The sequence below is a fragment of the Halomonas elongata genome, from assembly GCF_029081005.1.
GTDB classification, from domain to species: Bacteria; Pseudomonadota; Gammaproteobacteria; order Pseudomonadales; family Halomonadaceae; genus Halomonas; species Halomonas elongata_B.
The window spans coordinates 70,369-94,722 of record NZ_JAJQTQ010000014.1 but is presented as its reverse complement, the minus strand read 5'-3'; the positions used below and the strand labels follow the sequence as shown (position 1 = coordinate 94,722).

At 63.3% G+C, this 24,354-nt stretch carries 31 protein-coding genes; 26 read left to right on the top strand and 5 right to left on the bottom strand.

Going from position 1 to position 24,354, the window contains the following annotated elements:
* Positions 1 to 8 precede the first annotated feature (8 nt).
* The 21 genes from rpsC (at position 9) to rplQ (ending at position 10,224) form a co-directional block, all read left to right on the top strand.
* Positions 9 to 707 carry a 30S ribosomal protein S3 gene (rpsC, locus tag LU493_RS11945; RefSeq protein WP_064700139.1) on the top strand — a complete coding sequence of 233 codons (699 nt, stop codon included), beginning with the start codon at positions 9 to 11 and terminating at the stop codon, positions 705 to 707.
* A gap of 15 nt (positions 708 to 722) precedes the next feature.
* On the top strand, positions 723 to 1,136 hold the full coding sequence (rplP, locus tag LU493_RS11940; protein ID WP_149322616.1) for a 50S ribosomal protein L16: 414 nt from the start codon (positions 723 to 725) through the stop codon (positions 1,134 to 1,136).
* Positions 1,136 to 1,327: a 50S ribosomal protein L29 gene (gene rpmC / locus LU493_RS11935; protein WP_013331000.1), complete on the top strand. Its 192-nt coding sequence runs from the start codon at positions 1,136 to 1,138 to the stop codon at positions 1,325 to 1,327. Before rplP ends, rpmC begins: the two co-directional genes overlap by 1 nt.
* 1 nt (position 1,328) lies before the next feature.
* Entirely contained in the window at positions 1,329 to 1,589 is a 261-nt protein-coding gene (gene rpsQ / locus LU493_RS11930; RefSeq protein WP_275288017.1) for a 30S ribosomal protein S17, read from the top strand.
* 52 nt (positions 1,590 to 1,641) lie between these two features.
* On the top strand, positions 1,642 to 2,013 hold the full coding sequence (gene rplN / locus LU493_RS11925) for a 50S ribosomal protein L14 (RefSeq protein WP_064700141.1): 372 nt from the start codon (positions 1,642 to 1,644) through the stop codon (positions 2,011 to 2,013).
* Between the two features lie 14 nt (positions 2,014 to 2,027).
* Positions 2,028 to 2,345, top strand: coding sequence for a 50S ribosomal protein L24 (gene rplX / locus LU493_RS11920; RefSeq protein WP_149322615.1), 318 nt, complete (start codon positions 2,028 to 2,030; stop codon positions 2,343 to 2,345).
* A gap of 18 nt (positions 2,346 to 2,363) precedes the next feature.
* Positions 2,364 to 2,903: a 50S ribosomal protein L5 gene (rplE, locus tag LU493_RS11915; RefSeq protein ID WP_275288016.1), complete on the top strand. Its 540-nt coding sequence runs from the start codon at positions 2,364 to 2,366 to the stop codon at positions 2,901 to 2,903.
* 10 nt (positions 2,904 to 2,913) lie between these two features.
* Positions 2,914 to 3,219, top strand: coding sequence for a 30S ribosomal protein S14 (gene rpsN / locus LU493_RS11910; protein ID WP_275288015.1), 306 nt, complete (start codon positions 2,914 to 2,916; stop codon positions 3,217 to 3,219).
* 32 nt (positions 3,220 to 3,251) lie between these two features.
* Complete coding sequence (gene rpsH / locus LU493_RS11905) at positions 3,252 to 3,644, top strand: 30S ribosomal protein S8 (RefSeq protein WP_275288014.1); 393 nt, start codon at positions 3,252 to 3,254, stop codon at positions 3,642 to 3,644.
* 9 nt (positions 3,645 to 3,653) lie between these two features.
* Positions 3,654 to 4,184, top strand: a complete 531-nt coding sequence (gene rplF, locus LU493_RS11900) for a 50S ribosomal protein L6 (RefSeq protein ID WP_275288013.1) — start codon at positions 3,654 to 3,656, stop codon at positions 4,182 to 4,184.
* A gap of 9 nt (positions 4,185 to 4,193) precedes the next feature.
* The gene (gene rplR, locus LU493_RS11895) at positions 4,194 to 4,544 is read left to right on the top strand and encodes a 50S ribosomal protein L18 (RefSeq protein ID WP_149322610.1); all 351 of its coding nucleotides are present in this window, start codon (positions 4,194 to 4,196) and stop codon (positions 4,542 to 4,544) included.
* A gap of 11 nt (positions 4,545 to 4,555) precedes the next feature.
* Positions 4,556 to 5,056 (top strand): 30S ribosomal protein S5, encoded by a 501-nt coding sequence (gene rpsE / locus LU493_RS11890; protein WP_064700146.1) that lies wholly within the window; start codon positions 4,556 to 4,558, stop codon positions 5,054 to 5,056.
* 5 nt (positions 5,057 to 5,061) lie between these two features.
* Positions 5,062 to 5,244: a 50S ribosomal protein L30 gene (rpmD, locus tag LU493_RS11885; protein WP_040183116.1), complete on the top strand. Its 183-nt coding sequence runs from the start codon at positions 5,062 to 5,064 to the stop codon at positions 5,242 to 5,244.
* Positions 5,245 to 5,247: 3 nt separating this feature from the next.
* Complete coding sequence (gene rplO, locus LU493_RS11880; RefSeq protein WP_275288012.1) at positions 5,248 to 5,682, top strand: 50S ribosomal protein L15; 435 nt, start codon at positions 5,248 to 5,250, stop codon at positions 5,680 to 5,682.
* On the top strand, positions 5,683 to 7,014 hold the full coding sequence (gene secY, locus LU493_RS11875) for a preprotein translocase subunit SecY (RefSeq protein ID WP_275288011.1): 1,332 nt from the start codon (positions 5,683 to 5,685) through the stop codon (positions 7,012 to 7,014).
* Positions 7,015 to 7,066: 52 nt separating this feature from the next.
* Positions 7,067 to 7,180, top strand: a complete 114-nt coding sequence (gene rpmJ / locus LU493_RS11870) for a 50S ribosomal protein L36 (protein ID WP_008959154.1) — start codon at positions 7,067 to 7,069, stop codon at positions 7,178 to 7,180.
* A 124-nt stretch (positions 7,181 to 7,304) separates the two neighbouring features.
* Positions 7,305 to 7,661 (top strand): 30S ribosomal protein S13, encoded by a 357-nt coding sequence (gene rpsM / locus LU493_RS11865; RefSeq protein ID WP_149322606.1) that lies wholly within the window; start codon positions 7,305 to 7,307, stop codon positions 7,659 to 7,661.
* A gap of 39 nt (positions 7,662 to 7,700) precedes the next feature.
* A complete protein-coding gene (gene rpsK, locus LU493_RS11860) occupies positions 7,701 to 8,087 on the top strand; it encodes a 30S ribosomal protein S11 (protein WP_013331014.1) in 387 nt (128 codons plus the stop codon).
* Positions 8,088 to 8,099: 12 nt separating this feature from the next.
* Positions 8,100 to 8,720 (top strand): 30S ribosomal protein S4, encoded by a 621-nt coding sequence (rpsD, locus tag LU493_RS11855; protein WP_275288010.1) that lies wholly within the window; start codon positions 8,100 to 8,102, stop codon positions 8,718 to 8,720.
* A gap of 82 nt (positions 8,721 to 8,802) precedes the next feature.
* Positions 8,803 to 9,801, top strand: a complete 999-nt coding sequence (locus LU493_RS11850; protein ID WP_275288009.1) for a DNA-directed RNA polymerase subunit alpha — start codon at positions 8,803 to 8,805, stop codon at positions 9,799 to 9,801.
* A 39-nt stretch (positions 9,802 to 9,840) separates the two neighbouring features.
* Positions 9,841 to 10,224 carry a 50S ribosomal protein L17 gene (gene rplQ / locus LU493_RS11845; RefSeq protein WP_013331017.1) on the top strand — a complete coding sequence of 128 codons (384 nt, stop codon included), beginning with the start codon at positions 9,841 to 9,843 and terminating at the stop codon, positions 10,222 to 10,224.
* A gap of 232 nt (positions 10,225 to 10,456) precedes the next feature.
* Here the strand turns inward: rplQ and uvrA are convergent, their stop codons facing one another.
* Complete coding sequence (gene uvrA / locus LU493_RS11840; RefSeq protein WP_275288008.1) at positions 10,457 to 13,324, bottom strand: excinuclease ABC subunit UvrA; 2,868 nt, start codon at positions 13,322 to 13,324, stop codon at positions 10,457 to 10,459.
* Positions 13,325 to 13,481: 157 nt separating this feature from the next.
* On the opposite strand from uvrA, the gene LU493_RS11835 reads away from it, so the two are divergent.
* Positions 13,482 to 14,876, top strand: a complete 1,395-nt coding sequence (locus tag LU493_RS11835) for an MFS transporter (RefSeq protein WP_275288007.1) — start codon at positions 13,482 to 13,484, stop codon at positions 14,874 to 14,876.
* 92 nt (positions 14,877 to 14,968) lie between these two features.
* Positions 14,969 to 15,571 carry a single-stranded DNA-binding protein gene (ssb, locus tag LU493_RS11830; RefSeq protein WP_275288006.1) on the top strand — a complete coding sequence of 201 codons (603 nt, stop codon included), beginning with the start codon at positions 14,969 to 14,971 and terminating at the stop codon, positions 15,569 to 15,571.
* A 110-nt stretch (positions 15,572 to 15,681) separates the two neighbouring features.
* Here the strand turns inward: ssb and LU493_RS11825 are convergent, their stop codons facing one another.
* Positions 15,682 to 16,770, bottom strand: coding sequence for an arylamine N-acetyltransferase family protein (locus tag LU493_RS11825; RefSeq protein ID WP_275288005.1), 1,089 nt, complete (start codon positions 16,768 to 16,770; stop codon positions 15,682 to 15,684).
* A gap of 413 nt (positions 16,771 to 17,183) precedes the next feature.
* On the opposite strand from LU493_RS11825, the gene LU493_RS11820 reads away from it, so the two are divergent.
* A complete protein-coding gene (locus LU493_RS11820) occupies positions 17,184 to 18,077 on the top strand; it encodes a sugar nucleotide-binding protein (RefSeq protein WP_275288004.1) in 894 nt (297 codons plus the stop codon).
* The gene (locus LU493_RS11815) at positions 18,074 to 18,838 is read left to right on the top strand and encodes a lysophospholipid acyltransferase family protein (protein WP_275288003.1); all 765 of its coding nucleotides are present in this window, start codon (positions 18,074 to 18,076) and stop codon (positions 18,836 to 18,838) included. Before LU493_RS11820 ends, LU493_RS11815 begins: the two co-directional genes overlap by 4 nt.
* 90 nt (positions 18,839 to 18,928) lie before the next feature.
* Here the strand turns inward: LU493_RS11815 and fabB are convergent, their stop codons facing one another.
* Complete coding sequence (gene fabB / locus LU493_RS11810; RefSeq protein WP_275288002.1) at positions 18,929 to 20,143, bottom strand: beta-ketoacyl-ACP synthase I; 1,215 nt, start codon at positions 20,141 to 20,143, stop codon at positions 18,929 to 18,931.
* 13 nt (positions 20,144 to 20,156) lie between these two features.
* On the bottom strand, positions 20,157 to 20,672 hold the full coding sequence (gene fabA, locus LU493_RS11805; protein ID WP_064700158.1) for a 3-hydroxyacyl-[acyl-carrier-protein] dehydratase FabA: 516 nt from the start codon (positions 20,670 to 20,672) through the stop codon (positions 20,157 to 20,159).
* 224 nt (positions 20,673 to 20,896) lie between these two features.
* On the opposite strand from fabA, the gene LU493_RS11800 reads away from it, so the two are divergent.
* Positions 20,897 to 22,768 (top strand): putative bifunctional diguanylate cyclase/phosphodiesterase, encoded by a 1,872-nt coding sequence (locus LU493_RS11800; protein ID WP_275288001.1) that lies wholly within the window; start codon positions 20,897 to 20,899, stop codon positions 22,766 to 22,768.
* Between the two features lie 130 nt (positions 22,769 to 22,898).
* Here LU493_RS11800 and phrB read toward each other — a convergent pair whose 3' ends face one another.
* On the bottom strand, positions 22,899 to 24,308 hold the full coding sequence (phrB, locus tag LU493_RS11795; RefSeq protein ID WP_275288000.1) for a deoxyribodipyrimidine photo-lyase: 1,410 nt from the start codon (positions 24,306 to 24,308) through the stop codon (positions 22,899 to 22,901).
* Positions 24,309 to 24,354 lie beyond the last annotated feature (46 nt).

Below are 24,354 nucleotides of genomic sequence, written 5' to 3'. Positions count from 1 at the left end.
TCGACCAGATGGGTCAGAAAGTCAATCCGACAGGCATTCGCCTGGGTATCGTCAAGGACCATACCTCGGTCTGGTATGCCGAGCGCGGCGCCTATGCCGACAAGCTGAACAACGACCTCGAAGTGCGTCGCTTCCTCGAGGAACGGCTGAAGAATGCCTCGGTGAGCAACATCATCATCGAGCGTCCGGCCAACAACGCCCGCATCACTATCCATACCGCGCGTCCGGGTATCGTGATCGGCAAGAAGGGCGAGGATGTCGACAAGCTTCGTCGTGACCTTGCTCAGATGATGGGCGTGCCCGTGCACGTCAATATCGAGGAAGTCCGTAAGCCGGAACTCGATGCCAAGCTCGTCGCGCAGAACATCGCCGGCCAGCTCGAGCGTCGTGTGATGTTCCGCCGGGCGATGAAGCGGTCCGTCCAGAACGCCATGCGCCTGGGCGCCGGCGGTATCAAGGTGCAGCTCTCCGGTCGTCTCGGCGGCGCGGAAATCGCCCGTACCGAGTGGTACCGCGAGGGTCGTGTCCCGCTGCATACCCTGCGTGCGGACATCGACTTCGCCACCTACGAAGCCAAGACCACCTACGGCATCATTGGTGTCAAGGTCTGGATCTTCAAGGGTGAAATCCTCGGGGGCATCGAGGAGGTCCGCGCCAAGGCCAAGCAGTCGCAAGGCGCGCCCTCCAAGAAGAAAGGTTCCAGGTAAGGGGAGAGCGAATCGATGTTACAACCCAAGCGTCTCAAGTTCCGCAAGGTGCAGAAGGGCCGTAATCGCGGCCTCGCGCATCGCGGCAACAAGGTAAGCTTCGGCGAGTATGGCCTCAAGGCCACTGGTCGCGGCCGTGTCACCGCCCGTCAGATCGAGGCTGGTCGTCGTGCGATCACGCGTCACGTCAAGCGTGGCGGCAAGATCTGGATCCGGGTCTTCCCCGACAAGCCGATTTCCAAGAAGCCGTTGGAAGTCCGCATGGGTAAGGGCAAGGGCTCTGTCGAGTACTGGGTCGCACAGATTCAGCCCGGCCGTGTCCTGTACGAGATCGAAGGCGTATCCGAGGAGCTGGCTCGCGAGGCATTTGGCCTGGCCGCACAGAAGTTCCCGGTCTCCACCACCTTTGTGAAACGGACGGTGATGTGATGAAAGCCCAGGAAATTCGCGAGAAGTCAGCAGAACAGCTCCAGGAGCAGCTCTTCGAACTCCTCCGTGAGCAGTTCAACCTGCGCATGCAGAAGGCCACCGGCCAGCTGAGCCAGACTCATCTGCTCAAGCAGGTTCGTCGGGATATTGCCCGTGTGAAGACTGTGCTCAACGAGAAGGCAGGTGTCTGAGATGGCCGAAGCAAAGAAAGCCCGTACGCTCACCGGCAAGGTGGTGAGCGACAAGATGGACAAGTCCATCGTCGTCATGATCGAGCGTCGTGAGCGCCACCCGATCTATGGCAAGTACGTCAAGCGCTCCACCAAGCTGCACGCCCACGACGCGACCAACCAGGCCAAGGCCGGTGACACGGTGTCCATCGAGGAGTGCCGTCCGCTGTCCAAGAACAAGGCTTGGACGCTGGTCGAAGTCGTCGAACAGGCCAAGGGTTGATCGGCTAACGCCAGTCAAGCCTGCGCAGTCAGATTAGGTTTGGAGAAAACCGATGATTCAGACTCAGACAATGCTGGATGTCGCCGACAACAGCGGGGCGCGCCGGGTGCAGTGCATCAAGGTGCTCGGTGGTTCGCACCGCCGTTATGCCCGTGTCGGCGATATCATCAAAGTCACGGTGAAGGAAGCCATCCCGCGTGGCCGGGTCAAGAAAGGCCAGGTCCTCAAGGCAGTGGTGGTTCGCACCCGTAGTGGCGTCCGTCGTAACGACGGCTCGCTGATTCGCTTCGATGGAAATGCGGCCGTTTTGTTGAACAACATCAACGAACAGCCGGTTGGTACCCGGATCTTTGGGCCGGTGACCCGTGAGCTTCGCAACGAGAAGTTCATGAAGATCATTTCCTTGGCGCCTGAAGTGCTGTAAGGAGCGAGGCGGATATGCAAAAGATCAAACGTGACGACCAAGTGATCGTCATCGCCGGCAAGGACAAGGGTAAGCGTGGCACGGTCAAGCGCGTTCTCAAGGACGAGCGCTATGTCGTGTCCGGTGTGAACATGATCAAGCGTCACACCAAGCCCAATCCCATGGCGGGAAATCAGGGCGGTATCGTCGAGCGCGAGGCTCCGATTCACGCGTCCAACGTGGCCATCTTCAACCAGGAGACCGGAAAAGCGGATCGCGTCGGCTTCCAGGTTCAGGAAGACGGTACCAAGGTACGTATCTACAAGTCGACGCAAGCGCAGATCGACGCTTAACGCGAGTCGGGTAGCAAAATGGCGAACTTGAAAGAACGTTATCAAAACGAGGTGGCGGCTCAGCTGCAAGAGCAGTTCAGCTACGCCAACGTGATGCAGGTGCCCAGGATCACCAAGGTGACTCTGAACATGGGCATCGGCGACGCGATCAGCGACAAGAAGCTGATCGACAACGCCATCGGCGACCTGGAGAAGCTGTCCGGTCAGAAGCCGCTGGTAACCAAGGCACGCAAGTCCATCGCGGGCTTCAAGGTGCGTGAAGGCTGGCCGATCGGGATCAAGGTGACCCTGCGCCGTGAGCGTATGTGGGACTTCCTCGATCGCCTGGTGAATATCGCGATCCCCCGCGTTCGTGACTTCCGTGGTCTCAACCCGAAGTCCTTCGACGGTCGTGGCAACTACTCCATGGGGGTGCGTGAACAGATCATCTTCCCGGAGATCGAATATGATAAGATCGACCGGATCCGTGGTCTGGATGTCACCATTACCACCACCGCCAACACCGATGAAGAAGGTCGTGCGCTGCTTGGCGCGCTGAACTTCCCGTTCAAGAGATAAGGGTGGGATCATGGCAAAGAAAAGCATGGTAGAGCGTGAGACGAAGCGCGCCAAGCTGGTGGAGAAGTTCTCCGCCAAGCGCGCCGAGCTCAAGGCGATTATCCAGGACGTGAACGCTTCTGACGAAGAGCGCTTCGACGCACAGCTCAAGTTGCAGCAGCTGCCGCGTGACTCCAGCCCGGTGCGCAAGCGCAACCGCTGTCGCGTCACCGGCCGTCCGCACGGCTACTACAACAAGTTCGGTCTCGGCCGCAACAAGCTGCGTGAAGCCGCCATGCGTGGCGACGTGCCCGGGCTCAAGAAGTCCAGCTGGTAACGCCACGTAGAATCATCAGGAGCGCAACGTAAATGAGCATGCAAGACACTCTGGCGGATATGTTTACCCGTATCCGCAATGCGCAGATGGCCACCAAGGAGACGGTTTCCATGCCGTCCTCCAAGCTCAAGGTCGAGGTGGCCCGCGTGCTGAAGGAAGAAGGGTACGTCACTGACTATGACGTCAGCGACTCGGCCAAGCCCGAGCTGAACGTGACCCTCAAGTACTTCGAAGGCAAGCCGGTCATCGAGCATCTGCAGCGGGTCTCCAAGCCGTCCCTGCGCAACTACAAGGGCAAGGAATCCCTGCCCAAGGTTGCCGATGGCCTGGGTATCGCGATCGTCACCACCTCTCAAGGGGTGATGACCGACCGCGCGGCTCGTCAGGCTGGTGTCGGTGGTGAAGTCATCTGCACCGTATTCTAGGAGTTTGGAATGTCCCGCGTAGCCAAATATCCGGTTAAACTGCCCAGCGGCGTCGAGATCAAGCTCGATGGCGACCAGCTGTCCGTGAAGGGCGGCCAGGGCACGCTGTCCATGGCCGTGCATCCCGACGTGGCGATCGGCCAGGAAGACGGTCAGCTGTCCTTCCAGCCGAGCGAGTCCGCCAAGAGCTGGGCGATGGTCGGCACTACCCGTGCCCTGGTTCAGAACCTGGTCACCGGTGTGTCCGAGGGCTTCACCCGGACCCTCGAAATCAACGGCGTCGGTTATCGTGCCCAAGCCAAGGGCCAGACGCTCAACCTGACACTGGGCTTCTCCCACCCGGTCGACTATGAACTGCCTGAAGGTGTCACGGCGGAAACGCCGAAGAACACCACTATCGTGCTGAAGAGCGCGGACAAGCAGAAGCTCGGCCAGGTCGCTGCGGAAATCCGCGCCTTCCGTCCGCCCGAGCCCTACAAGGGCAAGGGGATTCGGTATGGTGACGAGCAGATCCGTCGCAAAGAAGCCAAGAAGAAGTAAGGCAGGGTTATGAACGCGAAGAAAGAATCTCGTCTCCGTCGTGCCCGCCGCGCTCGTGCCAAGATCCGCGAGCTGGGCGTGCATCGCCTGTGCGTCAATCGTACCCCGCGCCACATCTATGCGCAGATCATCTCGCCGGATGGTGGCAAGGTCCTGGCCAGCGCGTCCACGCTGGACAAGGCCCTGCGCGAGGGAGCGACCGGCAATGTCGACGCCGCCACCAAGGTCGGCGAAATGATTGCCGAACGCGCCAAGCAGGCAGGCATCACCCAAGTGGCTTTCGATCGCGCCGGTTTCAAGTACCACGGCCGCGTCAAGGCCCTGGCCGACGCCGCTCGTGAAGGCGGCCTGGAATTCTAAAGGGTTTTACGATGGCGAAGAACGAACAGCAAAACGGCGATCTGCAGGAAAAGCTCGTGCAGGTCAACCGTGTCGCCAAGGTGGTCAAGGGTGGCCGAATCTTCGGCTTCACCGCCCTGACCGTCGTGGGTGACGGTAACGGTCGTGTCGGCTTCGGTCGTGGCAAGGCTCGCGAGGTCCCGGTGGCCATCCAGAAGGCCATGGACCAGGCGCGCCGCAACATGGTCAAGGTCAACCTTTCCGGCAGCACTCTGCAGTACTCCGTCAAGGCCCGTCACGGTGCCTCCAAGGTGTACATGCAGCCGGCTTCCGAAGGTACCGGGATCATCGCCGGTGGCGCCATGCGCTCCGTGCTCGAGCTGGCCGGTGTCCACGACGTCCTGGCCAAGTGCTACGGCTCCACCAATCCGGTGAACGTGGTGCGGGCGACCGTCAACGGTCTGACCGCCCAGCGGTCGCCGGAAGACGTGGCTGCCAAGCGCGGTCTGTCAGTCGAAGCGATCACGGGGTAAGCACCATGTCAGCAACGATCAAGGTTACCCAGACCCGCAGTACCATCGGCGTGCTGGCCAAGCACAAGGCCACCATGAATGGCCTCGGCCTGCGTCGCATCGGTCACACGGTCGAACTGGAAGACACCCCTGCCGTGCGCGGCATGATCCACAAGGTCAACTACCTTGTGCGTGTTGAGGGAGAGTAATCCATGAAACTCAATAGCCTGAGCCCGGCACCGGGCTCCAAGCACGCCGAGAAGCGCGTCGGCCGTGGCATGGGCTCCGGTCTGGGCAAGACCGGTGGCCGTGGCCACAAGGGTCTCAAGTCGCGCAGTGGCGGTAGCGTGAAGCCCGGCTTCGAAGGCGGTCAGATGCCGCTGCAGCGTCGTCTGCCGAAGTTCGGTTTCACCTCTGCCAAGGCCTTGGCCTCCGAGGAAGTCCGCCTGGCCGAACTGGCCCGGGTCGAAGGTGGCGAAGTCACCCTGGACACCCTCAAGCAAGCCAACGTGCTCAAGGATGCCACACGGTATGCCAAGGTGATCCTTTCCGGCGAACTGAACCAAGCGGTTACCGTCCGCGGCCTCAAGGTCACCAAGGGTGCCCGTGCCGCGATCGAAGCTGCTGGCGGCAAGGTAGAGGACTAAATGGCCAAGTCAGGAAACATGCCGGCGATGGGCAGCGGTCTGAGTGAACTATGGGCGCGTCTGCGCTTCGTGCTCCTCGCCATCGTGGTCTACCGTATCGGTGCCCACATCCCCGTTCCCGGTATCAATCCTGACCAGCTTGCTGCCTTGTTCAGGGAGCAGCAGGGCACCATCCTGGGCATGTTCAACATGTTCTCGGGCGGTGCCCTGGAGCGCATGAGTATCCTCGCCCTGGGCATCATGCCCTACATTTCGGCGTCGATTATCATGCAGCTGCTGACCGCCGTCTCGCCCCAGCTCGAGCAGTTGAAGAAGGAAGGCGAGGCCGGGCGTCGCAAGATCAGCCAGTACACGCGCTATGGCACCGTGCTCCTGGCGCTCGTCCAGGCGACCGGCATGTCCGTCGGCCTGGCGAGTCAAGGGATCGCCTATACGGCCGATTTCAGCTTCTATTTCACCGCCATCGTGACCTTCGTCTGCGGGGCGGTGTTCCTGATGTGGCTAGGTGAGCAGATCACCGAGAAGGGCATCGGCAACGGCATTTCGCTGCTGATCTTCTCGGGGATCGTCGCCGGGTTGCCGGGCGCCGTGGGGCAGGCTTTCGAGCTGGCCCGCAACGAGGGCGCCTGGAACGTGCTGCCGCTGTTGGCCCTGTCCGCGCTGGGCATCGCCACCGTGGCCTTCGTGGTGTTCATCGAACGCGGCCAGCGCCGTCTCACGGTGAACTATCCGCGTCGTCAGGTCGGTAACAAGATGTATGCCGGCCAGAGCAGTTATCTGCCGCTGAAGGTGAACATGGCGGGTGTGATTCCGGCGATCTTCGCCTCGAGCATCCTGCTGTTCCCGGCGTCGCTGGGGCAGTGGATCGGTGCCGGGGACGGCATGGAGTGGCTGCAGCGGGCATCCCAGGCTCTGGGCCCTGGCCAGCCGCTTTATATCTTGCTTTTCGCGGCGGCGGTGGTATTCTTCTGCTTCTTTTACACAGCGCTGGTCTTCAACCCCAAGGATGTCGCCGACAATCTCAAGAAGTCGGGGGCCTTCCTGCCGGGTATCCGTCCCGGTGAGCAGACCGCTCGCTACGTCGACAAGGTCATGACGCGTCTGACCTTGTTCGGTGCTCTCTACATCACTGCGGTTTCCCTGATGCCCCAGTTCCTGATCGTGGCCTGGAACGTGCCGTTCTTCTTTGGCGGTACCTCGCTGCTGATCGTGGTAGTGGTCATCATGGACTTCATGGCCCAGGTGCAATCGCACCTCATGTCGCATCAGTATGAATCGGTGATGAAGAAGTCGAACCTGAAAGGCTACGGCAGCGGCGGCATGATGCGCTGAAGGCGCCGTCGACCGATTTGACGCGCCGCGAGCCGAATTTGGAGAAAGAACGATGAAAGTTCGAGCTTCCGTGAAGAAAATGTGCCGCAACTGCAAGATCATTCGTCGCAATGGCGCCGTGCGCGTCATCTGCAGCGAGCCGCGGCACAAGCAGCGCCAGGGCTGAGCCCCTGGGCTGTCATGAACCGGGTGCCGGCATGCCCCTTGCCCTCTGGTAGGGAAAGGGGTATGCTGTTGCGCCTTTTGTAGATGATTAAACGAGCAAGCCGCTCAAATTTCGGAGTAAGCTGATGGCCCGTATTGCAGGCGTCAATATCCCGGACAACAAGCATGCGGCGATCTCGCTGACCTATATCTTCGGGATTGGCCGTACGCGCGCTCAGGAAATCTGTGTCGCGGCCGGCATCGCACCGACCACCAAGGTTCAGGAACTGTCCTCTGAAGAAGTGGACACCCTGCGTGCCGAGGTCGGCAAGCATACCGTTGAAGGCGATCTTCGTCGTGATGTGACGCTGAACATCAAGCGTCTCATGGACCTGGGTTGCTATCGTGGTCTGCGTCATCGTCGTGGTCTTCCGCTGAACGGTCAGCGTACCAAGACCAATGCGCGTACCCGCAAGGGCCCGCGTAAGCCGATTCGCAAATAACACGCACGTTCTGGCGTAACGACAGGAATAGACATCAACATGGCTAACCCGCGTAGCAACCGTAAAAAGGTTAAAAAGCAGGTAGTGGATGCCGTCGCGCATATCCACGCCTCTTTTAACAACACGATCATTACGATCACAGACCGCCAGGGCAATGCGCTCTCCTGGGCGACTGCCGGTGGTTCGGGTTTTCGTGGTTCTCGCAAGAGCACCCCGTTCGCTGCTCAAGTGGCAAGCGAACGTGCAGCGACTGCTGCAGCCGAGTATGGTGTGAAAAACGTCGACGTGCTGGTCAAAGGCCCCGGTCCGGGTCGTGAATCCGCCGTGCGTGCACTGAATGCCGCCGGCTTCCGCGTGCAAAGCATCACCGACGCGACGCCCATTCCCCACAATGGCTGCCGTCCGCCGAAGAAACGCCGCGTTTAAGGAGACAGATTCATGGCTCGTTATATTGGACCGAAGTGCAAACTGTCTCGTCGTGAAGGCACCGACCTCTTCCTCAAGAGCGGTGTCACTCCCTTCGAGAAGAAGTGCAAATCCGAGCAGATCCCGGGTGTGCACGGCCAGCGTCGTCAGCGTATTTCCGACTACGGCTTGCAGCTTCGCGAGAAGCAGAAAGTACGTCGTATGTACGGCGTACTCGAGAAGCAGTTCCGCAACTACTACAAGGAAGCGGCCCGCCTGAAGGGCGCGACCGGTGAGTTGTTGCTGCAACTGCTCGAATCCCGACTGGACAACGTCGTCTACCGCATGGGCTTCGGCTCCACGCGTTCCGAGGCGCGTCAGCTGGTCAGTCACAAGGCGATTGCCGTCAACGGCAAGACCGTCAATGTGGCGTCTTACCAGGTCAAGCCGGGGGATGTGGTCTCCGTTCGCGAGAAGGCCAAGAACCAGGCCCGCATCCAGAATGCCCTCGGCATCGCCGCCAACCGTGGCGACGTGGCCTGGGTCGAGATCGATGCCAAGAAGATGGAAGGCACTTTCAAGGCTCTGCCTGAACGCGGTGACCTGTCTGCCGACATCAACGAAAACCTGATCGTCGAGCTGTACTCGAAATAAGCGGCCGGGCCGCGCCGCTTCCCGGTGATGGGAAGCGGCTCTCAGAACCGAGTATCCGTTTGGCAGCCTGAAAGGTGTTCATATGCAGCGTTCAGTGACAGAGTTTCTCCGTCCTCGCGATATCAAGGTCGAAGAGATCAGCGCACACCACGCGAAGATCGTGCTCGAACCCTTCGAGCGTGGCTTCGGCCACACGCTGGGGAATGCACTGCGTCGCATTCTGCTCTCGTCCATGCCCGGCTGTGCCGTGGTAGAGGCCGAGATCGCCGGTGTCGACCATGAGTACAGCGCGATCGAGGGTGTCCAGGAAGATGTCATCGAAATCCTCCTGAACCTCAAGGACGTGGCGATCAAGATGCATAGCCGCGACGAGGCGGTGCTCTCGCTGAACAAGCAGGGCCCGGCCGTCGTGACTGCGGGTGACATCGCCATCGACCATGATGTCGATATCATCAATCCCGAGCATGTCATCGCCCACGTCAACGAGGGTGCAGAGCTGAAGATGCAGCTCAAGATCGCGCGCGGTCGTGGCTACGAGCCGGCCGACGTGCGTGGCGATGCCGACGATGAGTCTCGCGCTATCGGCCGCCTGCAGCTGGATGCGACCTTCAGCCCCGTGCGTCGGGTTTCCTACTCCGTCGAAGCGGCGCGCGTCGAACAGCGCACCGACCTCGACAAGCTGATCATCGATCTGGAAACCGACGGTACCCTGGATCCGGAAGAGGCGATCCGTCGCAGCGCGACCATCCTGCAAGAGCAGCTGGCTGCGTTCGTCGACCTGGAAGCCGACAAGGAACAGGAAGTCGAGGAGGAAGAGGATCACATCGATCCGATCCTGCTGCGCCCCGTGGACGATCTCGAGTTGACCGTTCGCAGCGCCAACTGTCTGAAAGCCGAGAATATCTATTACATCGGGGACCTGATCCAGCGCACCGAGGTGGAGCTGTTGAAGACCCCGAATCTCGGCAAGAAGTCGTTGAACGAGATCAAGGACGTGTTGGCCGCCCGCGGTCTGTCCCTCGGCATGCGGCTGGAGAACTGGCCACCCGCTAGCCTGAAGGACGACAAGGCCTCCGCGTGAGCGTCGACTCGAGTCCCAGTTTGGTAAGGAATCACAACCATGCGTCATCGTAAGAGTGGTCGTCACCTGAATCGTACCAGCTCACACCGTCAGGCCATGTTCAAGAACATGTGCGTGTCGCTGGTCGAGCACGAAGTGATCAAGACAACCCTGCCCAAGGCCAAGGAGCTGCGTCGTCATATCGAGCCGCTGATCACCCTGGCCAAGCAGGACAGCGTCGCCAACCGGCGCCTGGCCTTCAGCCGTACCCGCTCCAAGGAAACGGTCGGCAAGCTCTTCAATGAGCTGGGTCCGCGTTATGCCGAGCGCCCGGGCGGTTATGTCCGTGTGCTGAAGTGCGGTTACCGCACCGGCGACAACGCCCCCATGGCCTACGTCGAACTGGTCGACCGTCCGGTCGTCGAGGAAGCCGCCGAGGACTGATCCTCGCGCCTGACCTCAAGGTCCGACAGCAAACCGGCTCCCCCAGGGGAGCCGGTTTTTTTACGCCCGGCTGCGCCGCGACCCGGCTTCGCCGGGAGCTGGAAGTCATAAGCTTGAAGCTGGAAGAAAAACCCTTGACCCCATGTTGTCGGGGTTCATGCTGCCTTCCAGCTTCCAGCTTCCAGCTTCCAGCTTCCAGCTTCCAGCTTCCAGCTTCCAGCTTCCAGCTTGGTCAGGCCTCCGCGCTGCTTGTGGCTCGCGGCTCGCCGCTCGTGGCGCGTTCGAGCATCGGTTTGAGGAAACGCCCGGTGTGTGATGCTTTTTGCCTGGCGATTTGTTCCGGGGTGCCTTCGGCGATGATCCGGCCGCCGCCGGAGCCGCCTTCGGGGCCCATGTCGATGAGCCAGTCGGCGGTCTTGATGACGTCCAGGTTGTGTTCGATGACCACGATGGTGTTGCCGTGATCGCGCAGTCGATGGAGCACCGTGAGCAGCTGGCGGATGTCCTCGAAGTGCAGGCCGGTGGTGGGCTCGTCGAGGATGTAGAGCGTCTTGCCGGTATCGCGCTTGGCCAGCTCGCGGGCGAGCTTTACCCGTTGGGCCTCGCCGCCGGACAGGGTGGTGGCGCTCTGGCCCAGGCGGATGTAGGACAGCCCCACGTCCATCAGCGTCTGCAGGCGCCGAGCGATGGCCGGCACCGGCGAGAAGAATTCCAGGGCCTCCTCGACGGTCATCTCGAGCACTTCGTGAATGCTCTTGCCCTTGTAGGCGATCTCGAGGGTTTCGCGGTTGTAGCGTTTGCCCTTGCAGACATCGCAGGGCACGTAGATGTCCGGCAGGAAGTGCATCTCCACCTTGATCATGCCTTCGCCCTGACAGGCCTCGCAGCGGCCGCCCTTGACGTTGAAGGAGAAGCGCCCCGGCTTGTAGCCGCGCGCGCGGGCCTCCTGAGTGCCGGCGAAGAGTTCACGGATCGGCGTGAAGATGCCGGTGTAGGTGGCCGGATTGGAGCGTGGCGTGCGGCCGATGGGGCTCTGGTCGATGTCGATGACCTTGTCCAGAGCCTCGAGCCCTTCGATATTCTCGTAGGTGGCGGGGCTCAGCGCGGTCGCGCGGTTGAGCTCCCGGGCGGCGATGGGCATGAGCGTCGAGTTGATCAGCGTCGACTTGCCGGACCCCGAGACGCCGGTCACGCAGACGAAGAGCCCCAGGGGCAGCGTCAGGGTGACGTCCTGCAGGTTGTTGCCGGAGGCCCCGGACAGCACGACCTGCTTCTCCGGATTGCCGGGGATTCGCCAGGGCGGTATCTCGATGCGGCGCTGCCTGGCCAGGTACTGGCCGGTCAGTGATTCCGGTGTCGCCATGATGTCGTCGGGCGTGCCCTGGGCGACGATACGACCGCCATGCACGCCGGCCCCGGGGCCGATGTCGAGCACGTGGTCGGCGGCACGAATGGCGTCCTCGTCGTGTTCGACCACGATGACGGTGTTGCCCAGGTCGCGCAGTCGCTCCAGGGTCTGGAGCAGGCGGTCGTTATCGCGCTGGTGCAGGCCGATGGAAGGTTCGTCGAGGATGTACATGACGCCCACCAGGCCGGCGCCGATCTGGCTGGCCAGGCGGATGCGCTGGGCCTCGCCGCCGGAGAGCGTCTCGGCGCTGCGCTCCAGGTTGAGATAGTCGAGCCCCACGTTGACGAGGAATTCCAGTCGCGCGCGGATCTCGTTGAGGATCTTTTCGGCGATTTCCCCCCGACGGCCGGGCAGCGACAGCCCCTGGAAGTAATCCAGCGATTCGCCGATGGGCAGGCCGACCACGTCCGGCAGGGTGCGCTCATCGATGTAGACGTGGCGCGCTTCCTTGCGCAGTCGGCTGCCCTGGCAGGCGGGGCAGGCCTGGGTCGAGATGTAACGGGCGAGCTCCTCGCGTACCGCGCTGGATTCGGTCTCCCGGTAGCGGCGCTGCATGTTGGGCAGCACGCCCTCGAAGGGATGCTCGCGGGTCACCTTGCGGCCCCGGTCGTTGACGTAACTGAAGGCGATGTCGTCGCCACCGCTGCCGTGGAGGACGAGTTCGCGCTCGTGGCGCGCCAGGTCCTGCCAGGGGGTCTCCAGGGTGAAGCGGTAGTGATCGGCCACGGCCTGGAGCTGATTGAAATAGTAGACGCTGCGCCGGTCCCAGCCCTTGATCACGCCTTCGGCGAGCGAAAGTTCAGGGTGGCTGATCAGCTTGTCCGGCGCGAAGAACTGCTGGATGCCCAGGCCGTCGCAGGTGGAGCAGGCACCGGCCGGGTTGTTGAAGGAGAACATCCGGGGTTCGAGCTCGGCGATGGAATAGCCGCACACCGGGCAGGCGAAGCGTGACGAGAAGGCGATATCCTCGGCCTCGCCGTCCATGAAATGCACGACGGCGGTGCCATCGGCCAGCCCCAGCGCCGTCTCGAAGGATTCGGCCAGGCGCTGTGACAGCCCGTCGCGGACCTTGATGCGGTCGACCACCACGCTGATGTCATGCTTCTTGTTCTTGTCCAGCGGGGCGATGTCGTCGAGTTCGAGCACCTGGCCATCGACCATGGCGCGGACAAAGCCCTGGGCGCGCAACTCGGCGAGTAACTGCAGGTGTTCCCCCTTGCGGCCACTGACCACCGGTGCCAGCAGCATCAGCTTGCTGCCCTCGGGCAAGGCCAGTACCTGGTCGACCATCTGCGAGATGGTCTGGGCCTCGAGGTCCTCGCCGTGTTCCGGGCAGCGCGGCGTGCCGGCACGGGCATAGAGCAGGCGCAGGTAGTCGTAGATCTCGGTAATGGTACCGACGGTGGAACGCGGGTTGTGGGACGTGGACTTCTGCTCGATGGAGATCGCCGGCGACAACCCCTCGATGTGGTCGACGTCCGGTTTTTCCATCATCGACAGGAACTGGCGGGCATAGGTGGAGAGCGACTCCACGTAGCGGCGCTGGCCTTCCGCGTAGAGCGTATCGAAGGCCAGCGAGGACTTGCCCGAGCCGGACAGGCCGGTGACCACGATCAACTTGTCCCGCGGCAACTCGACGTCGATCTGCTGGAGGTTGTGGGTGCGCGCACCCCTGACCAGAATCTTGTCCATTCCCACCTCGCGAGACGCGGCAAAAGGTCGATTATACGTGGCCGCTCGTGGCCCCGGCAAAGCCTCGACTCGCTTCGGCTTCCCCCGGGTGGTGACGAACCGCTAGAATATGCGGTCCATTCAAGGGCGCCAGCCCGTTCACGGAAACGCGATCCCTATGCGAAAGGTCTCTGGACTGCTGTTGGCTTCCGAGCGTCGTGCCATCACCGGCCTGGCGGGGCTTTATGCCTCGAGGATGCTGGGGTTGTTCATGGTGCTGCCGGTGCTGGCACTGCATGCGGAGGACCTGAGTGGTGCGACACCGCTGCTGATTGGCCTGGCACTGGGCATCTACGGCCTGACCCAGGCCGCCCTGCAGATCCCGTTCGGTCTGGTCTCGGACCGCATCGGTCGCAAGCCGGTCATTGCCTTCGGTCTTTGCCTGTTCATGGTCGGCAGCATGGTGGCGGCCCAGGCCGACAGCATCGCCGGCATCATCATCGGCCGCTGCCTGCAGGGCAGTGGCGCGGTGGCAGCGGCGATCATGGCGTTGCTGGCCGACCAGACTCGTGAACAGGTACGTACCGCCGCCATGGCCACGATCGGGCTATCCATCGGCGTGGCCTTCGCCGTGGCCATGGTGCTGGGGCCGCTGGTCGCGTCTCGATTCGGGCTGGCGGGCGTGTTCTGGTTTACCGCCGGGCTCTCCGCGGTGGGACTGGCCGTGCTGTGGAAGCTGGTTCCGCCGGCACCGCGGCGTGGCCATCATCGTGATGTGGGGCTGGACCGCGGCCAGCTCGCCGGCATCCTTGGGCGGGTCGATCTGTGGCGCATGGATGTCTCGATCTTTTCCCTGCATCTCATCCTGATGGCGATCTTCGTGGCCGTGCCGTTCCGCCTGGTCGATGCCGGAATCGAAAGCGCGCAACAGGGCTGGGTGTATCTCGGGGTCATGGCGGTGGCGTTCGTCGCCATGGTGCCCCTGGTGATCGTGGCCGAGAAGCGGCGCCAGATGAAGGTCATGTGCCTGGGGTCCATCGTCGCGATCACCCTGAGCCTGATCGGTCTGGCCGGTTTCGCAGAGGGGCTGCGTGGCCTGCTGGTGTGGCTGCTGGTCTTCTTCACGGCGTTCAACCTGCTCGAGGCGACCCTGCCGTCGATGCTCAGCAAGCTGGCGCCGGCCGGCGCCAAGGGCACGGCCATGGGGCTCTACTCTACCAGTCAGTTCCTGGGGGCCTTCCTGGGTGGGGTGCTGGGAGGCTGGCTGTCTCAGCAGTGGGGGCTTGCCGCGGTGTTCGCGGGATGTGCCATGCTGGGAGGAGTCTGGCTGGTACTGATGGCCGGCATGACACCGCCACGACATCTTTCCAGTGAAGTGGTCGCGCTGGACGAGCGGCATCGCGATGATGCCCTGGATACCCTGATGGCGAAATTCGCCGATGTGGCCGGCGTCGAGGATGTCATGGTGGTACCCGAAGAGCGGCTGGCCTACCTCAAGGTCGACCGTCAGCGTCTCGATGAAAAGGCCCTGGCGGAACTGGTCGCCCGGGGCGGGGAGCAGGACGGTGCTTGAACCCACCGGGTCGTGAGACCCTGACATGATGGCGGTGCCGGTACGCCGGCGCCAAGGAATCCGCAGCACTACGTATTCATAAGGAGTCAACCATGGCCCGTGGCGTCAACAAGGTCATACTCATCGGCAACCTCGGGCAGGACCCGGAAGTGCGCTTTACGCCCTCCGGTACCGCGGTGGCCAACCTCAACCTGGCAACCACCGATACCTGGACCGACCGTCAGAGCGGTCAGCGTCAGGAACGCACCGAGTGGCACCGGGTGGTGATGTTCAACAAGCTGGCCGAGATTTCCCAGCAGTATCTTCGCAAGGGCTCCAAGCTGTACGTCGAAGGGCGTCTGCAGACCCGCAAGTGGCAGGACCAGAACGGCCAGGATCGTTACAGCACCGAGATCGTCGCCAACGATATGCAGATGCTCGACTCGCGCGGTGGCGATGCGGGCGGAGCCCCGCAGGGTGGTTTCGGTGGTGGTCAGCCACAGCCACAGCCTCAGCCTCAGCAACAACAGCCGCAACAGCCGCAACAGGGCGGTTTCGGCGGTCAGCCGCAGCAGGGCGGCAGCTATGGCGGTGGCCAGCCGCAGCAGCGTCCCCCGCAGCAGCCGGCGCCGAACCAGGGCGGCCAGCAGGGCGGCAACTACGGGGCACCCGATCCGGGCAGCTTTGATGATTTCGACGACGAGATCCCGTTCTAGGGTGATGTTGCTATCCCCACGAAACGCCCCGCCTCGACGGGGCGTTTCGCTGTCCGGGGTATCCGTCATGGCGCGTCGGTCTTTCCGCTCATCCGGCATGCAGGATGAGCTCAGGTCTCGGCAATCCGCTCGAGCAGCGGTCGCCAGTTGGGGCTGACGGCCAGGCCGAAGGCTTCACGCAACGTACGTTCCAGGCCGTCGGCATCCAGCAGGGTGCGCGTCTGTTGGCCGTCGATCGTGCGCACCGTGAGCCGGCGATCCGCCAGGCTGTAGCGTGCCTCCGGCGTGCTGAGTGCCACCGTCAGGTGATGGCGGAAATGCGACTCCGGGTGAGTGGCGGTGTACCAGTTGGGCAATGCGTAGTCGCTGTCGAGTTGCGGTGTCGGCGCCAGCTCGTAGAGGGATTGCCAGCGGTCGTCGATCCACACCTGAAGCCGCCAGCCATCACCGAAGGGCAGGATCCGGTAGAGGCCATGGGACGTCGGCTGCGGCGCGCTGGACGTCATGTCGAGCGGTGTCGTGGGCATGTTGCCACCGAAGCCGACATCGACCAGCCAGGGCGTGTCGCCGAGCCAGACCCGGAGCGCCATATGGGTCGGTAGACCGGGGGCGCTGCCGGCCGGGGCCTGCCAGAGCACTCGCGCGATCAGGCCGTCAACGCGAAAGCCGAAGGCTTCGAGAGCCCGCTTGAAGAGGTTGTTGTGCTCGAAGCAGTAGCCGCCGCGTCGGCCGTCGATCAGCTTGGCATCGATACGCTCGGGCGCCAGGTCGATGGCCTTGCCCAGCAGGACATCGAGGTTCTCGAAGGCGATGGCGGCGGGATGGTGCTCCTGTAGTGCCGCGAGTGTGCGGAAGCTCGCTTCCCTGGGGCCCCGGTAGCCGACTCGCTCGCAGTAGGTATCCAGGTCGATCGCGCCCGGGGCCTCGCCATCGAGGGCCGAGATGACGCGGGAGACGGCGAGCGAGGCGGGAGCTTCGAGCAACGGGGTGTGCGAACCGAGAAGCTCGTGGGCCCGGCGACGCTCGGCTTGAGGGGTGTCGGGGGCATGGATGCCCACGTCGAACCCGGGGTTGGCGAGATGCGCGACCGATGCCTCTCCACCCGTTGCGACGCCGAGCTCGGTCAGTTCGTCACGCAACGCCTCCAGTGTCCGGGGCGCATAGCCCAGCAACAAGACCCGTTTCGTTGTCGCGGTCATGCCATGGCCTCCGCATCGGTTCGGGGGTGGAGGCTGTGCGTGACGGCCCCATCGTGCGGCACGGCGCTACCTTCAAGGTTGAGAAGCTGTGACATCTGGCGTGTCTCCTGGGTTGTTGATCGAGATGACACGCCAGTTTATAGATCCTCAAGCATGGTTGAGGTCAAGGGCCTTGCTCAGCTTCGACCCGCATCTTGAAACCGCCCCGGAATATGCGCTCGTCCTCCAGGCGCATGGGCGCTGGGGAGCCGTTCGGGCTGCGTGAAATCGACAGCGGATGACGGACTATCATCGATGGAGTGGCCGCGTGAGGCTGGGAGATCGTGTAAAATACGGGGCCTTGGACCGCCAAAGCGTCGATCGTCAGGGCGCGTGACGCGAGGCGGTCGCCCATGGCCGAGTAAGGAGCCGCCGTGAAGCTGCTGATACTGGATGCCGGTCACTGTCTGAGCCTGGCGTTGGCTCGGGAGAGCAATCGGCGCAGTGATGTCGAACTGGTTATCGAGCCCGGGTTGAACCTGTCGCCCGAGCGCCTCGATGAGGTGCTCCCCGACGCCCTGATCATTCCGCCGCTGTCGCATCCGAGCAGTGCCGATCCGGCCGCCGTGACGGCACACGCCGAAGCGGTGGAGGCCTGTATGCGGGCCTGTCGCGCGCGCAATGTTCCGCTGGTCTGGTGTGTCTCCGATCAGCTCTACGAGGAGGGTTTCGAGGGGCCCATCGATGAGCACGTGATTCCCGAACCCCGGGATGACGGCCTGAGGCGCCTGGTCGGCACGGGAGATCGTATCCGTGCCGAGCTGCCCCGCCACCTGATCGTTCGACTCGGCCCGCTCTTTGCCCTCGAGGGCAGTCATGCCTGGCTCGGCGAATTGCTCGATAGCCTGACGGATGGGGATGAACTGCGCGCCGCCTCGGATGTGATCTTCTGTCCCACGTCATCCGATGCCGTGGCCATGGCGTTGATCGGCATGCTGCAGCAACAGCATTGTGGCGCCGATGCCTGGGGCAGCTATCACCTGGCCGGCACGGAACCTGTCAGTGCCTACACCTTCGTCTCGATGGTTCGCACCCAGTTGGCCACGCGTCTCGAGGGGCGCGGCGAGTCGGTCGAGCTGGGTAGCGTCAAGGCACTGAGCCATCACCATGACCAGCCGCTGCGCCGGGTGCTCAATTGCCGTCGTGTCCTGGAGGCTTTCGGGGTGCATCAGAAACCCTGGCGACTCGAGGTAGGCCGCATGCTGGACCTGTGGTGCCTGGCGAGGGACGAGGAAAGTCGCACGACAGGGGAGTCCGGGAAGGCATGAATGTCATTCGCAGCACGGTTTTCTATATCGGCTACTTCCTGGCCATGCTCATCTGCGGGGTGTTGTTCCTGCCGCCTTCGCCCTTCCTGCCACTGGCGCATCGCTACCGCCTGCTCAACCTCTATAACCACTTCATCATCGCCTGGTTTCGACTGATCTGCGGCGTGCGTTACGAGGTTCATGGGCGTGAACGTCTGCCCGATGGCCCCTGTGTCCTGCTGGCCAACCACCAATGCGAGTGGGAAACCGTCTATCTGCAGTTGCTCAAGCCGCCGGTCTGCACTGTGCTCAAGAAGGAACTGCTCAATATCCCGATCTTCGGCTGGGGGTTGCGCCTGCTGCACCCCATCGCCCTGGATCGCAGCAAGCCGGCCCGTGCCATGAAACAGGTACTGACCCAAGGCAAGCAACGTCTCGAGGAAGGGCTTTCGGTGCTGATCTTCCCGGAGGGGACCCGTGTCGAGCCGGGCCATCGGCGGCGCTACAACAAGAGTGGCGCGGTGATCGCCTGTCGGGCCGGCATGCCGGTGGTGCCGGTAGCCCACAACGCCGGTGAGCGCTGGCCGGGGCGCCACTGGGTCAAGCGCCCGGGGCGTCTGACGGTGGTGGTCGGTGAGCCCATCGAAACCGTCGGGCGTAGCGCGGAAGAGGTGCTGGCCGAAACCGAGGCCTGGATCGAGGCGCGACTCGCCGAGATCTCCGAGGTGCCGCGGCCGCGCGACGAGCGCCAAGCCGCCGGTGGCGAAGCCCAGCCGAGCTGATTTCTCGAAAATGACGCCGGGATGAAGAGCCTGGCACAAGAAGGGCGCCTTCTGGGGCGCCCTTCTCGTTCATGCATCGCGTGACGCGCGTCAGTCGCGATATTGCTGCAATACCAGGCAGGCGTTGGTGCCACCGAACCCGAAGCTGTTGGAAAGCACGCGTTCCACCGAGGTATCGCGTCGTTCTGTGACGATATCGAAGCCCGCGGCCTGCTCGTCGAGATTTTCCACGTTGGCCGAGGCGGCGATGAAGCCATGCTCCATCATCAGCAGCGAGTAGATGGTCTCCTGCACTCCGGTGGCGCCCAGCGAGTGGCCGGTCAACGACTTGGTGGAGCTCATTGCCGGCGTGGTATCGCCGAAGACTTCACGCACGGCCTGCAGTTCGGCCACATCGCCCACCGGCGTGGAGGTGCCATGGGTGTTGATGTAGTCGATGTCGCCATCCACGGTGGCCATCGCCTGGCGCATGCAACGCACCGCGCCTTCCCCTGAGGGAGCGACCATGTCATGGCCGTCGGAGGTCGCGCCGTAACCGACCAGCTCGGCGTAGATCCTGGCACCGCGCGCCTTGGCATGTTCCAGTTCCTCGAGTACCAGCATGCCGCCGCCGCCGGCGATGACGAAGCCATCGCGGGCCTGGTCATAGGGGCGGGAGGCCAGCTCGGGAGACTCGTTGTACTGGGTCGACAGCGCGCCCATGGCATCGAACAGGCAGGACAGCGTCCAGTGTTCTTCTTCGCCGCCGCCGGCGAAGACCACGTTCTGCTTGCCGAGCTGGATCTGCTCCATGGCGTTGCCGATGCAGTGTGCCGAGGTGGCACAGGCCGAGGAGATCGAATAGTTGACGCCCTTGATCTGGAAGGGCGTGGCCAGGCAAGCCGAGACGGTGCTGCCCATGGTGCGGGTGACGCGATAGGGACCAACGCGGCGCAGTCCTTTCGCGCGCATGACATCGGCGGCCTCCACCTGGTTGGCGCTGGAGGCGCCGCCGGAACCGGCGATCAGGCCGGTACGCTCGTTGGAGACCTGTTCCGGGGCGAGGCCCGAATCCTCGATGGCCTGGGCCATGGAGACGTAGGCATAGGCGGCTGCGTCGCCCATGAAGCGTCGCAGCTTGCGGTCGACCAGCGTCTCGAGATCGATATCGACAACGCCGGCGACCTGGCTGCGGAAGCCTCGCTCGGCGTAGTCGTCCTTGAAGCGAATGCCTGATCGACCCTGGCGTAGCGCCTCGAGAACCTGTTGTGCGTCGTTGCCCAGGCAGGACACGATGCCCAGACCGGTGACTACCACTCGTCGCATGGAAGCCTCCTGTTCAGAAATTCGCGGTGGAGGTGAACAGGCCGACACGAAGATCGTTGGCCTGATAGATGTCGCGGCCATCGACGGAGACGGTGCCGTCGGCCATGCCGAGGATCAGGCGCCGGGTGATGATGCGCTTGATATTGATATGGTAGGTGACCTTGCGGGCCTCGGGCAGGATCTGGCCGGTGAATTTGACCTCTCCGCAGCCCAGCGCGCGTCCTCGACCGGGATGACCCAGCCAGCCCAGGTAGAAGCCGACAAGCTGCCACATGGCGTCGAGGCCAAGACAGCCCGGCATCACGGGATCGCCGGGGAAGTGGCAATCGAAGAACCACAGGTCGGGGTGAATATCCAGCTCGGCGATCAGTTCGCCCTTGCCGTGTTCGCCACCCTCTTCATGGATGTGCGTGATGCGATCGAGCATCAGCATGTTGGGCGCCGGCAATTGGGCGTTGCCGGGGCCGAACAACTCGCCACGGCTGCATGCCAGCAGTGCTTCGCGATCAAAGGAATGTTGCTTGGTCACTGAATCGTTCCGAGAGTCGAGATTACTGTATGCCGTTTCACGGCATGCGACCGCCAGGCGGCACCGCCTAGTCTACTGTTCGCGTTCGTCGAATGCACGCCGAGCGGGCATTGAGCTTTTCCCCTGGCCTTGGGGTACAGTGATGCGCCTTGCGGTCGATAACAATACCATGCCATCGGTTTGATGCCGGAGGCGACATTCACCCGACAGTCGGCGCCGAGACTATGTGGCCTGTTTTCACCTTGAATCGACCGCTGCCATGGATCGCCGTGGCGGCGCTGCTGACGGTCCCCTGGGCTCCCGGTATGCCGTTGCGCCTGGCGGCCGTGTCCCTGATCGGGCTCGGCATGTGGGATGCCTGGCGGCAGGTGCGCTTCTCACAACGGCGCGAATCGCTCGGTCGGGAAGCCCTGGCCTTGGCTGAAGAAGGCATGATCGTCACCGATGCCGAGCACCGTATCCTGAGCGTCAACCCGGCCTTCACCCAGATCACCGGCTATACCCCCGAGGAAGTGAGCGGCCTCAATGCCTCGTCGCTGGCCGCGCCTCGCCATGACCGGGCCTTCTTCGAGCGACTATGGCAGACCGTACAGGCGAGCGGGCTCTGGGAGGGAGAGGTCTGGCACCGCCGCAAGCAAGGCGACGAATATCCCGAATGGCTGAAGCTCAAGGCCATCACCGACTCGCGGGGGCGGGTCCGTCATCATGTCTGCCTGTTTGCCGACATCTCCACTCGCAAGGCCCGCGATCGTGACCTGCGTCGCATCGGCTTCGAAGACCCGCTGACCGGGCTGCCCAATCGCCGGCGCCTGCACGATCTACTGGGATCGCGGCTTCGCCATCTGCTGGCCGGAGAGAGCCTGGACATGGCGATCATCGATATCGATGGCTTCAAGGCTGTCAACGATGGCCTCGGCGTCGAGCTCGGCGACCGATTGCTGGCGCGTATCGGTCGGCGCCTGGCGGGGCATGTGGCCGGAGGCATAGTGGGGCGCCTCGGCGGTGACGAGTTCATGGTCATCCGCACCACGACCTTCGACGACCATGACGGCTGGGTCTCGGGGCTCCAGGCCCACCTGGGCGAGCCCTTCGAGCTCGATCATCACTCGCTGCGGCTCGGAGTGACCATCGGCAGTTGCCGTGCGCCAGAGGATGGTCAAGGGGCAAGCGTCTTGTTCCAGCGGCTGGAGTCGGCCCTCTTCACCGCCAAGCGCAATGGGCGCAACCATGCGCAACGTTTCCGTCCGGCGCTGGATGTTCAGGACAGTCCGCAGCTCGGCCTGGTCAACGAACTGCGCAATGCCCTGGCGACCGGTGGGCAGCTGGAATTGCACTACCAGCCCCAGTATCGCCTCCATGATGGCGAGATGATCGGACTCGAAGCCCTGCTGCGCTGGCGCCACCCCCAGGATGGCCTGATTTCCCCGGGGGACTTCATCCCTCTGGCCGAACGCCATGGCCTGATGGCCTCGCTGGGCAACTGGGTGATCGACCAGGCATTGACACAGCTGGCGCATTGGCGGGATCAGGGCATGCCGGCCGTACCGGTCTGGATCAATATCTCTGCCCTGCAGCTGTTCCAGGGCGACCTGGAGGCAGCGCTGTCGTCCGGGCTGGCGCGTCATCGCATCCCGGCCAGCATGCTGGGGCTCGAGCTTACCGAGTCGGTCCTGCTCGATGAGCGGGCCGGCGATATCGCGCCACGCCTCGAGGGCCTGCGAGAGCGTGGCCACCCGGTCGCGATCGATGATTTCGGGACGGGTTATTCGTCGCTGGGTTATCTCAAGCAGTTGCCGCTGGACAAGCTCAAGCTCGATCGTACCTTCGTGCGTGCCTTGCCCGATGATCGTGCCGATGCCGCCATCGTCGATGCGGTGATGGCCATGGCGCGCGGGCTGTCCCTCGATGTGGTCGCTGAAGGCGTGGAGACCGAGGCCCAGCGAGACTTCTTGCTGGGCGCCGGCTGTGGACAGGTTCAGGGCTTCCTCTATGCGCGGCCGCTGACGGTGGAGACGCTGGAGGCGGGCTGGCGCGATGTGCCACGCTCAGGCGCTCGACCGAAAGGGGCGAGCTCCCCCTCCGAGGCGATGGCATAGCCAACGGCACAGAGTCGGCCAGACCAGGGGCCCCGTGACCAGCAGTCAGATTTCCGACCTGTCTCATCCAGCGACAGAACTTGGCCAACCGGGGATCCTGAATCATGTCGTGTCGCCTCGAACGGTCATATCAGCGTGTCAGGCTCTTGAAGGCCTCGAGTGCCCTGGTGCGAGCGGTACGATGTTCGACGATCGGTACCGGGTAGCCCCTGGTGGCGCGCTGCTCGGGGGAGGGATCATGCCGATCCTTGGCGGGCAGGTCGACCAGTTCCGGTACCCAGTTGGCGATGAAGCGTCCGTCGGGATCGAAGCGACGCGACTGGGTGGTGGGATTGAAGATCCGGAAATAGGGCACGGCATCGGTACCGGTGGAGGCCGCCCATTGCCAGCCGCCGTTGTTGGCAGCGAACTCGCCATCGACCAGGTGCTCCATGAAGAAGGCTTCCCCCTTGCGCCAGTCGATGAGCAGGTGCTTGGCGAGAAACATGGCGGTCACCATGCGTAGTCGGTTGTGCATCCAGCCGGTGGCACATAGCTGGCGCATGGCGGCATCGACCAGCGGGTAACCGGTGCGGCCCTCCTGCCAGGCCTGCAAGCCGGCCTGGTCGTCCCGCCATGGCAGCGCCTCGGTGTGTGCCTGGAAGGCGCGGTGGCGGCATACGTCGGGAAAGCCGACCGCCACGTGCTGATAGAACTCTCGCCAGATCAGTTCGCCGACCCAGGTTGTGAGGCCGGTATCGCCCTCGGCGAGCCCCCCGTCGTTCTCGGCGAGCACCGCCTGCATGCATTGGCGATGCGATATCATGCCCAGTGCCAGATAGGGAGAAAGGGCACTAGTACCGGATTCGGCGGGGAAGTCCCGGCGCCCGGCGTAATGTCGACCGCGCAAGCGCAGGAAACGCTCCAGGCGATCGGCGGCGGCGTCCTCCCCGGCTGGCCAGTCTCCCGGAGCGGCGGGAGAGCGATCGAGTCTCGGGGGCTCGGGGGCCGGGTCGCTGTCGGTGAGGTGGTCCTGTATCCCGGGCGTATCGCGCAGTGCAAGGCGCTCGGGCGTCAGCTGGCGATGCCAGGCCTTGGCGAAAGGCGTGAAGATGCCATAAAAATCGCCCTTGCCGGTGAGCAGTTCCCCCGGGGCAAAGGCCACGCCATCATGGTGTCCGACGGCGGTGAGCCCGGCGTTGTCGAAGGCGGACGTGACGCTGACATCGCGCCGGACTTCGTTGAGCGGATATTCGCGGTTGAAGTGCAGGCGACGTGCGCCAGTCTCGCGAGCCACCGCCAGCAGGACGTCGGGGGCACTGGCGAAGTTGTCGATATCGCGGTGCAGCAGGGGGATGCCCAGCCCGTGCAGGGCATCCCGCAGGGCCAGGGCGCCTCGGTGCCAGAAGTCCAGCTTGTTGGCGCCATGACCATGCTCGCGCCATTGCGCCGTGCTGCGCAGGAAGACGGCGACCACGGAGCCTTCCGCGGCCGCGGCGGACAGGGCGGTATTGTCGTGCACGCGAAGATCGTTGCGAAACCAGATCAGGCTGGGTGTCATCGAGGGCTCCCGATCCAGGGGCGGCGTGACCGTGGGAGGGCGGACA